Source organism: Actinomadura bangladeshensis (genome assembly GCF_004348335.1).
Lineage (GTDB): Bacteria > Actinomycetota > Actinomycetes > Streptosporangiales > Streptosporangiaceae > Spirillospora > Spirillospora bangladeshensis.
The window spans coordinates 1-8,741 of sequence record NZ_SMJW01000300.1 but is presented as its reverse complement, the minus strand read 5'-3'; the positions used below and the strand labels follow the sequence as shown (position 1 = coordinate 8,741).

General features: G+C 68.0%; 8 protein-coding genes. 2 read left to right on the top strand and 6 right to left on the bottom strand.

The features are described 5' to 3' along the window. Window positions 1-370: 370 nt before the first annotated feature. The 5 genes from E1284_RS35340 to eccCa all read right to left on the bottom strand — a co-directional run bounded on the left by E1284_RS35340 (window position 371) and on the right by eccCa (window position 6,754). Window positions 371-817 carry a YbaB/EbfC family nucleoid-associated protein gene (locus tag E1284_RS35340; RefSeq protein ID WP_131944512.1) on the bottom strand — a complete coding sequence of 149 codons (447 nt, stop codon included), beginning with the start codon at window positions 815-817 and terminating at the stop codon, window positions 371-373. A gap of 36 nt (window positions 818-853) precedes the next feature. After that, window positions 854-1,339 (bottom strand): hypothetical protein, encoded by a 486-nt coding sequence (locus tag E1284_RS35335; RefSeq protein WP_131944511.1) that lies wholly within the window; start codon window positions 1,337-1,339, stop codon window positions 854-856. Between the two features lie 91 nt (window positions 1,340-1,430). Beyond that, window positions 1,431-2,117 carry a hypothetical protein gene (locus E1284_RS35330; protein ID WP_131944510.1) on the bottom strand — a complete coding sequence of 229 codons (687 nt, stop codon included), beginning with the start codon at window positions 2,115-2,117 and terminating at the stop codon, window positions 1,431-1,433. A 44-nt stretch (window positions 2,118-2,161) separates the two neighbouring features. Beyond that, a complete protein-coding gene (locus E1284_RS35325; RefSeq protein ID WP_131944509.1) occupies window positions 2,162-2,470 on the bottom strand; it encodes a type VII secretion target in 309 nt (102 codons plus the stop codon). Between the two features lie 303 nt (window positions 2,471-2,773). After that, the gene (gene eccCa / locus E1284_RS35320) at window positions 2,774-6,754 is read right to left on the bottom strand and encodes a type VII secretion protein EccCa (RefSeq protein WP_131944508.1); all 3,981 of its coding nucleotides are present in this window, start codon (window positions 6,752-6,754) and stop codon (window positions 2,774-2,776) included. 413 nt (window positions 6,755-7,167) lie between these two features. On the opposite strand from eccCa, the gene E1284_RS35315 reads away from it, so the two are divergent. Continuing rightward, window positions 7,168-7,350: a hypothetical protein gene (locus E1284_RS35315; RefSeq protein WP_131944507.1), complete on the top strand. Its 183-nt coding sequence runs from the start codon at window positions 7,168-7,170 to the stop codon at window positions 7,348-7,350. Beyond that, entirely contained in the window at window positions 7,347-8,255 is a 909-nt protein-coding gene (locus tag E1284_RS35310) for an HPP family protein (protein WP_131944506.1), read from the top strand. The genes E1284_RS35315 and E1284_RS35310 overlap by 4 nt, the downstream gene beginning before the upstream one ends. Before the next feature lie 146 nt (window positions 8,256-8,401). Here E1284_RS35310 and E1284_RS35305 read toward each other — a convergent pair whose 3' ends face one another. Next, window positions 8,402-8,620: a hypothetical protein gene (locus E1284_RS35305; protein ID WP_131944505.1), complete on the bottom strand. Its 219-nt coding sequence runs from the start codon at window positions 8,618-8,620 to the stop codon at window positions 8,402-8,404. Window positions 8,621-8,741 lie beyond the last annotated feature (121 nt).

Here is an 8,741-nt window from a genome sequence, read left to right as displayed (position 1 = left end):
CACCAGACCCGAGCGACCAGCGGGATACAGACGGCGGTAACCAGAACGGCCAGCGCCAAGCGCTCCGACATAACGATGCCTGCCTTCTTCACGCCGCGGCCTCGATCAGACGCCGTTTGGGAGCGGCCAGGCGGGGCGGAGATTCCAGCCTTCAAGGCTCAGTGCATCATGGCGGAGTCATTCGACAGAGGGCCTGCCGACCGCTGGACGGCGGCCTTAATGGTCTCTGGCTCTTCTCCAAGGATGGACCTGCAACTGACAAACAGTGCGGGGAGTCGACGGGATGGGTTCTAGCCGGGGGACTCGCCTCGCCACCCGCGTCGTCGGCGGGTGGCGATGGTGGCGTGAGCCTTGCTTGCCGGAGAGGCGCTCACTCTTTGCCAGGGCGCAGGCGGCCCAGGTCGGCCTCCATATTCGCGAAGATGTCCGACGCCCCGGCCAGTGCGTCCTTCATCTCCTTCGGCATTTCGAAGGCGTTGTCGCCGGACAGCATGGACAGAACTCCGTTGTTGGCTCCGAGAATAGGCGCCATGAGCGCATTGATCTTGGACGTCGCGTCCACTGCGGCCGCCCTCGACGCTTCGATGATCGCCTCGCCGAGCGCCTCGGACCCCAGGCGCATCGCCCTCGGGTTGATGTTGACCTCCAGCAGGACGCCGCCGGGAGCCGCGATCACCTCGACCTTACCTTCTTCTGCGGTGCCGACGCCTCGCACTTCTTTCAGCTTGTCTTCCAGTGCGCCGATCTCTTCAAACTTCTTCTGCCAGCGCTGGCTTTCCCGCTTGATCTCTTCTTCCGTGGGCATATCGGGCATCATGGGTATCGGCTCCTGCTTGTCGTCGGAGAGTTGGTTTCAGTCGCCGGTCGCGATGGAGAGGCGGCCGGCGGTGAGCGTTGCGATCCGGGCCGACAGGTCGTCGGTCGATCCCTGCCAGAACGCGCTCAGGTTGATGAAGATCGGTGCTTCGTAGGCGGTGAGATTCGCGCGCATCCCGTCCTGCCGCTCGGCGGGCGCTCGCGCAACGAATTCGGCCGTCTCGGCGGGCCTGATGCAGAGCAGCAGGTCCCCGGTCGTCGCGCGGCGAGTGAAGATCGACTCTATCTCGGGCCACGCGATCGCTTGACCGCCTCTGATATGGATTCCCGTCGGGTCCATCCGTGCGACGGAGCCGGCGCCGCCCTGCCGAACCTGCACGAACCAGCTGAAGCAGGCGAGCAGTGTTCCGATGAGCGATACCGGCCAGAGGCAGAACAGGACGATGCTCATCCCGAGCCAGAAGCCGGATCCCCGGTCCGGGGATGCCGCGAGGAACACGATGAGCGCGACCGAGCAGACCACGAGGAGCGCGATGACGATCCGGCGCCATGGTCTGCGCGGTGCGGCGAACGTGATCTTTCGCCCGTTCGAGTGCACGGGTCGCTCTCCGCCCTCAGGGGTTCCGGACCGTGACCACGGGGTACTGGAGCTTGACCTTGTTGAAGTCGGAGCCCTGGCCCGGCAGGTCGTTGGTGTCCGCCAGGAACAGGCCACCCAGGAACTGGGTGAGCAGACCGATCAGCGCGGCGCCCGCGGCGGAGAGCATGGCACCCAGAGCGCCCACGGCCCCGCCGGTGGCCGCTACGGCGGCGGCGCCGGTGGCCTCAGCCGCCGGCCTCGTCAGCGGCGTGCCCGCCGCCCATGCGATGAGCACTGCCCGAACGGCCCACCAGAACGCGATCATGGCGACGTAGAGCGCCACGTAGCCGGCCAGAACGCCCCACATCGCGGTCGCCATGCTCGACGCGGCCGCCTTGATCTGCTCGAACTCCGCCTTGATCTTGCGGATCGCGGTGTCGAACTGCTCGCGGCCGGCGCCCTGCCAGTCCTCCTTCTCGAGGTCGGTCGGCCAGGCGGCCAGAGCGGTGCCGAGGGTGTTGTTCAACTGGTTCCAGGCGATCGCGGCCTGCCCCATGCCGAACGGATTGGACAGCGTGAGCGCGATGATGGGAATGGCCGCGAGGCAGGATGCGGCCAACGGAACAGAAGACTCGATCGTGAAGTTGAGAAGGACGAACCCGGATGCGACGATGGCCGCACTTCCGAGGCCCATGGTGATCCCGCCGGCGACATCAGTCATCTGTGCTGCCTTTCTATTGCCGTCGCAGTTTTGACAGCGTTCTTCTATTTGTCGGTCATCGTGATCTGGATTTCGCTGTTCTTCTCCGCCAGTTCGATGGCCTGAGCGGTTTTGTCCAGCTTGTCCGCGATCTCGTCGATCTTCTTGAGTCCGGCATCGAGCGTCTGCGTGTAACTGTCCCGCGCGTTGTCGTAGAACGCGCCGAATGCCAGGCCGATCACGCCGAAGGCAGGTGTGTGGACGACGGTGTTGGGGAGGTGGTTCTTGGCGTTTTCGAAATCCTTTTTGACTTCTCGGTAGGACTTCGCCTTCGCTTTTACGTTGTCGGGAGTGCCTTCAAGTTCTTTGCCCATGTCAGATGACTTCCCTATGCTCGGCCTGCCCTTGGTGCCCGTACGGCACCCCCTTGCTCTGGCCTGCCATGACGGGGGGTACGAATATGCCCCAGTACCCTATCAAAGGCCTGACTCGGCCGCATCCTGCCGATCGGCCCCGGGGTCAGCCGATCGTGCCGGCAATGAGTGGGGGACTGAACGCGTTCTTTATCTCGGTCGATGCCGCCGCCTATCGGCTTCTTCTCCTTAAGGCGGTGGATTCCATCGACCTCACCGGATACTGATCTCTTGGTGGGGGCTTCTCCTTGGCGGCCTCGGCGCTTACTGGGCGGGGTCGTCGTTGCGGTGGGCGGTTTGGATGAGGCGGGTGCCGGTGCGGCGGTCGATGTGGTAGCCGCGGCCCGGGGGGAGCTTGTGGGGCTTGATGTTGCCGAGCAGGATGCCCTCGTCCTTGTTGCCGGACATCAGCAGGCCCGGGGACGCCATCTCCTTGATGCGGGTGATGGCGGGGTCGAACATGCCGCGTCCGGCGCCGCCCATGGCGCGGGCGAGGATGATGTGCAGGCCGATGTCGCGGGCCTGCGGGAGCAGTTCGACGAGGGGGCGCAGCGGGTTGTCGGACGTCGCGACCATCTCGTAGTCGTCGATGATGAGGAACAGGTCGGCGCCCGTCCACCAGGAGCGGGAGCGGAGCTGGTCGGGGGTCAGGTCGGCCGGTGGGAGCCGCTGCATCATCGCGCCGCGGATGTCGTTGACGAGCGAGGTCGCCGCCGGCGCGGAGGCGCCGAAGCCGATCTGGTGCTCGGTGTTGGCGACGTCCAGGAGTGAGCGGCCGTAGTCGATGAAGATGATGCGGGCCTGCTCGGGGGTGTAGCGGCTCGTGATGCCGGTGGCGATGTGCCGCAGCAGGTTCGACTTGCCGCATTCGGCGTCGCCCAGCACGAGGAAGTGCGGGTCCTGGGTGAAGTCGAGGTAGACGGGGGAGAGGGACTCCTCGTCGATGCCGATCGGGATGCGCATGCCGGTCTCGGCCGGGGACGGCAGGTCCGACACGGGCAGGACGTCCGGGAGCATGCGGACCTGCGGGGCGCGCTGCCCGGTCCACGACTCGCTGACCGCCTGCACCATCTTCAGGACGCCGTCGTTCAGCGACTCGTCGGCGCCGCCGCCGTCGATCCGCGGGACGGCGGTGAGGAAGTGGAAGCCGTCGCGGGACAGGCCGCGGCCGGGACGCCCCTCGGGGACGTTGTCGGCGAGCTTGCGGTCGATCTCCGACTCGTACGGGTCGCCGAGCCGCAGTTCCAGCTTGGTGCCGAACAGGTCGCGGACGTTGCTGCGGAACTCCGTCCACTTGTTGGACGAGGCGATGACGTGGATCCCGTACCCGAGGCCGCGGGCGGCGAGCTGGGTGATGGTGTCCTGCATGGCCTCGTAGTCCTGGCGGAGCGTGAGCCAGTTGTCGACGACGAGGAACACGTCGCCGTAGCCGTCGCCGGGGTGCTCGCCGGATGCGCGCATCCGCCGGTAGGTGGCGATGCCGTCGATGCCGCGCTCGGCGAACTCGCGCTCGCGCTGCTCCAGCAGGCCGCTGACCTCGGCGACCGTCCGGCGGACGCGGTCGGCGTCCAGCCGCGTCGCGATGCCGCCGACGTGCGGCAGGTCGCCCAGCGCGGCGAGCGAGCCGCCGCCGAAGTCCAGGCAGTAGAACTGCACCTCGGCGGGGGTGTGGGTGAGGGCGAGGGACGCGATCAGCGTCCGGATCGTGGTCGACTTGCCGCTCTGCGGGCCGCCGGCGATGCCGACGTGGCCGGCGGCGCCGGCCAGCTCCAGCCAGTACGGGTCGCGGCGCTGGTGGAACGGCTTGTCCACGATGCCGGCCATGGCGTACAGCTTGCCGCGGCCCTCCCAGCCCGCGGTCGTGAGCCCGTGCTCGTGGGTGACCTGCAGCGGAGGGAGCATCTCGTTCAGCGGCGGCGGGTCGTCCAGCGGCGGCAGCCAGATCTGGTGCGCCTTCGCGCCGTGCCCGGCGAGCTGCCGGACCACCACGTCGAACAGCGCGTCCTTGTTCTTGTTCTCCTCCGGCTCCGGCTCGGGCTGGTCGGGCTGCTCGATGACCTGCGGCCGCATGTAGCCGGGCAGGTACGGGACGACCTGCGCGGCGACCTGGCCGGTCTGGCGTCCGGTGTCCTGCTTGCTGGGCTGCTCGTCCACCGGGCCCGACACGTACGCGGCCTTGAACCGCACCATCGGCTCGGTCGCGAACTTCAGATACCCGTTGCCGGGGGCCGGCGGCAGCTCGTAGGCGTCGGGCACGCCGAGCACGACGCGCGACTCCATCGCGGAGAACGTCCGCAGGCCGATCCGGTAGGACAGGTGCGTGTCCAGGCCGCGCAGCTTGCCCTCTTCGAGTCGCTGCGAGGCGAGCAGCAGGTGGACGCCGAGGGACCGGCCGAGACGTCCGATCATGACGAACAGCTCGGCGAAGTCGGGCTTGGCGGACAGCAGCTCGGAGAACTCGTCCAGGACGAGGAACAGCGTCGGCATCGGCGGCAGGTCGGCGCCGTCCAGCCGGGCCTTCTCGTAGTCGCGCAGCGAGGCGTAGTTGCCCATCGCCCGCAGGTACTCCTGCCGCCGCACCATCTCGCCGTGCAGCGCGTCGTACATGCGGTCGACCAGCGGGAGCTCGTCCTCCAGGTTGGTGATGATGGCGGAGACGTGCTCCAAGCCGTCCATCCCGAGGAACGTCGCGCCGCCCTTGAAGTCGACGAGGACGAAGTTGAGGATCTCGGGCCCGTGCGTCATGGCGAGGCCCAGCACCAGCGTGCGCAGCAGCTCCGACTTGCCGGACCCGGTCGCGCCGATGCACAGGCCGTGCGGCCCCATGCCGCCCTGCGCCGACTCCTTGATGTCGAGTTCGATGGGACGCCCGTCGGCGTCCAGCCCGATCGGCACCCGGAACCGGTTGCGCTGGGCGCGCGGCCGCCACACCCGCGCCGGGTCGACCTCGTACGGGTTCTCGACGCCGAGCAGCGAGGTCAGCGTCATGTTGCCGGAGAGGACGTCCTCTTCCTCGGTGGTGTCGCTGGCGCTGGCGCGGAACGGCGAGAGCTGGCGGGCGAGGCTCTCCGCCTGCGGGATGCTGATCTTGTCTGGGGTGCCGATGGAGGACGGGACGTCCTTGCCGGTCCGGTCCTTCTTCAGCATGTGGACGCGGTCGGCGGCGACGTTCAGCCGCAGCGTCCCGCCCTCGGTGGTGTGGCCGACGGTCTGGCCGAGGTCGATGACGCAGACGCCCTCGATGCCGTCGGCGGCGAGTTGCGAGTCGTAGGACGCCATGCCGCCGTCCACCACGACCACGTGCAGCGGCAGCTCACCGGACGGGCGCCCCGCCACGAACCGGGAGCGGTCCTTGACCTCCGGGCCGAGCAGGATCTCCAGCTCCGACATCGTCGGCGCGATCCGGCGGACCTGCCCGGCGGCGTCGTGCTCGGTGGGGTGCAGCGCGTGCGGCAGCCACTTCGTCCAGTCCCAGTGGGGCAGCTGCTCCTGGGACGTGCAGATGCTCACCTGCAGGTCGTCGGGGGAGTGGAACGCCGCCATCTGCATGATCATGCCGCGGACCATGGCGCGGCTCGCGTCCACGTCCCCGGACAGGAAGATCCGCGAGAACGACCGGAGGTTGATCGCGACGGGCAGCGCGGGGACGGTCGAGTGCGTCCGGACGAACCGGCGCAGGGCGCCCGCGCTCATCGGCTCCAGGTCCTCGACGGGCTTGGTCTCCGGGGCGATCAGCTGGACGGCGAGCCGCTGCGGCCCGGCGCCGACCCGGACCTGGCCGAAGTCGCCGTCCTCGGGGCGCCGCTCCCACAGCCGGGAGCTCATCACGATCGACCACAGCCGCGTCGGGTCGGGGTTGTACCACTCCAGCGCCTCGCGCTGCTGCGACGCGGCCTTGCGCACCTTCGCCCGCACCTGCCCGAGGTAACGCAGGTAGTCGCGGCGTTCGGCGTTCAGCTTGGACTTGCGCTCGCCGGACTTCTGGCCGACCTGGCTGAACATCATGCCGAACATCGACAGGCCCATCATCCCGCCCGCGACCATCTGCAGCGGGTTGGAATTGGGGTTCAGGAACATGAACGCCATCGCGCCCGAACCCGCCGCCATCGGCAGGTAGGTGAGCACGCTGCGGAACCCGTCGTTGGTGATCTCCGGCAGTTCGGGCGGGGACTCCAGCAGGACCTCTCCCCGCGGCATCTCCGGCGGCTTCCTGCGTTCCTTACGCCGCACCAGTACCGTGCTCACTGGACCGGGCTCCCCTCTGGCCGACAGGCGTCGCAGGCCGACATCATACGGATATTGCGCTCTCCGCGACCTTCGGGACAGCACGCTATAGCGAATCGGACGGCCCGCACGATGCGGCGGTTGCAAGAGAACGCCTATCTTCGCCGACCGACAGTGAATCCACGGAACCGGGAGAACACCATGTTCGAACCCGACGGACTGGACCTCGGGGACCTGCTGAAGCAGTCACAGCAGCGGATGGCCGGGCTGGCCGCGGTCCGCGAGCAGATGGCGCACCTCAAGGGCCGAGCAGAGTCCGAGGACGGACGCATCAGCGTGACCAGCACCCCCGACGACCCGCTCGCCGAGATCAAGATCGACCCCAGGGCGATGAGGACACGGCCCGGCGCGCCCGCCAGGACCTCGACGCGCAGGTGCACAAGCTCACCGCCGACCAGTACGGCGACAGCGAGAACCCGATGGACGCGCTCAAGGACCAAGAGGTGCTGAAGAAGTCCCTCACCGACATGCAGGGCATCTTCGAACAGGCGCGCCAGTCCCAGCAGATGATGGACGAACTGCACCGCAAACTCGGCCTCCGGGACATGAGCAAATGACCGCCGCGGCCGCCATCGCGCCCGTCGCGGCACTGGCACAGCAGGACCCCCTGGACAGCACAGGTGGTCGCGTCGCGCTGGTCATCGTCGCGCTGCTTGTTCTGGCCGGGGCCTTCGTCGCGGGCGTGCTGGCCTTCACCGGACGCTGGCGATCGTGGTACTCCGGCAGCTGGCAGGCGAACTACAAGCCGCTCGCGGCACCGTGGTTCGCGGGCGCCCTTCTGCTGGTGGCCGCAGTGGTGGGGCTGGACTTCCTGCTCGACCCGGCACCGCCGCTGGCGATGGCGCTAGGGGTGGTGCTCGCCATGGTCGGGATCGTCCTCACCGCCATCTACGCCATCCACCCACCGCGCCGCATGCTCCCCAAATGGATCCGGACCTTCGACGACGATCCCCTCAGCCCCGAAGCCCGCCCCCGACTGGCTGTGGACGAAACGTTGTCCAGATGGAAGTCAGGGTGGCAGCAAGGCTCCCTACGAAAGTGGCTCTTGGTCGGCTTCCTGGGTTTGGCGCTGCCAGGAGGCCTCGTCTACTTGGGGCGGCCACTGTGGTGGTACGCAACCGGCACACCGACCACGGCGACGGTGGAGGACTGCGGCGCTGACCAAGGGAGCAGAAACACCGTCTGCTGGGGGGATTGGGCGCTCCCGGACGGTGTCAAGGGCCATGGCACGATCGCCGGTGCCGGCGAAGGTGACGTGGGCAAGACCCTAGAGGTACGCGCCTCCGAGACGCATGCCGCGACCTTCACGTTCCGGCTCGTCTACCCTCCCGTGATCATCGTGCTCCTCTTCGCGGGCGGCGGATACCTCGTCCATCGAGAGCGAGTCTCCAAGAGGAAGAAGGCGGCAGGAGCGCGGGCCGCGGGGACGGGCCCGGGGCCGGGGCCGGACCCGTCCTCCTGAGCGTCAGCGGTGGGGCTGCGTGTCATCGACGTACCTAGACGATCGGCACGATCGGGATCGCCGCCGGGATGACCACCGCCACCCACGGCGACTCGAAGAACGCCGCCTTCGCCAGCCCTTCCGCGCGTCCAGCGCCTCGGCCGCCATCAGATTCCCTCCAGTGTCGACTGACGCTCGGCCTCGTCCTGGATGCCGGCCGTCTTGATGAGCCTGTCGTTGATGTCCATCGCGTGCTTGCTCTTGTCGATGAGGTCCTGGTCGGCGAAGTCGATCATCTGCGTGTAGGTGAGGGCGGCCGAGATGGCGAACATGGTGTAGGAGTCGGGCTGGGCGTCGCGCGGCTCGGCGTCGAGCTTGTAGCGCACCTTTGAAGAGCTCCATGAGCTCCTTCTCCACGGCGGCGCCGAGCTTCTTCAACTCGTCCGGTGAGAAGCGCACCTCCCCGCTTGTCCTGCCTGGCGGCGCGGTGGTGCCTGAGGGGAAGGG

Bases quoted from the DNA above. Each gene is read 5' to 3' on its own strand.
- E1284_RS35340 (WP_131944512.1), bottom strand. From the start codon at position 817: ATGATGCCCGATATGCCCACGGAAGAAGAGATCAAGCGGGAAAGCCAG.
- E1284_RS35330 (WP_131944510.1), bottom strand. From the start codon at position 2,117: ATGACTGATGTCGCCGGCGGGATCACCATGGGCCTCGGAAGTGCGGCC.
- E1284_RS35325 (WP_131944509.1), bottom strand. From the start codon at position 2,470: ATGGGCAAAGAACTTGAAGGCACTCCCGACAACGTAAAAGCGAAGGCG.
- E1284_RS35310 (WP_131944506.1), top strand. From the start codon at position 7,347: ATGACCGCCGCGGCCGCCATCGCGCCCGTCGCGGCACTGGCACAGCAG.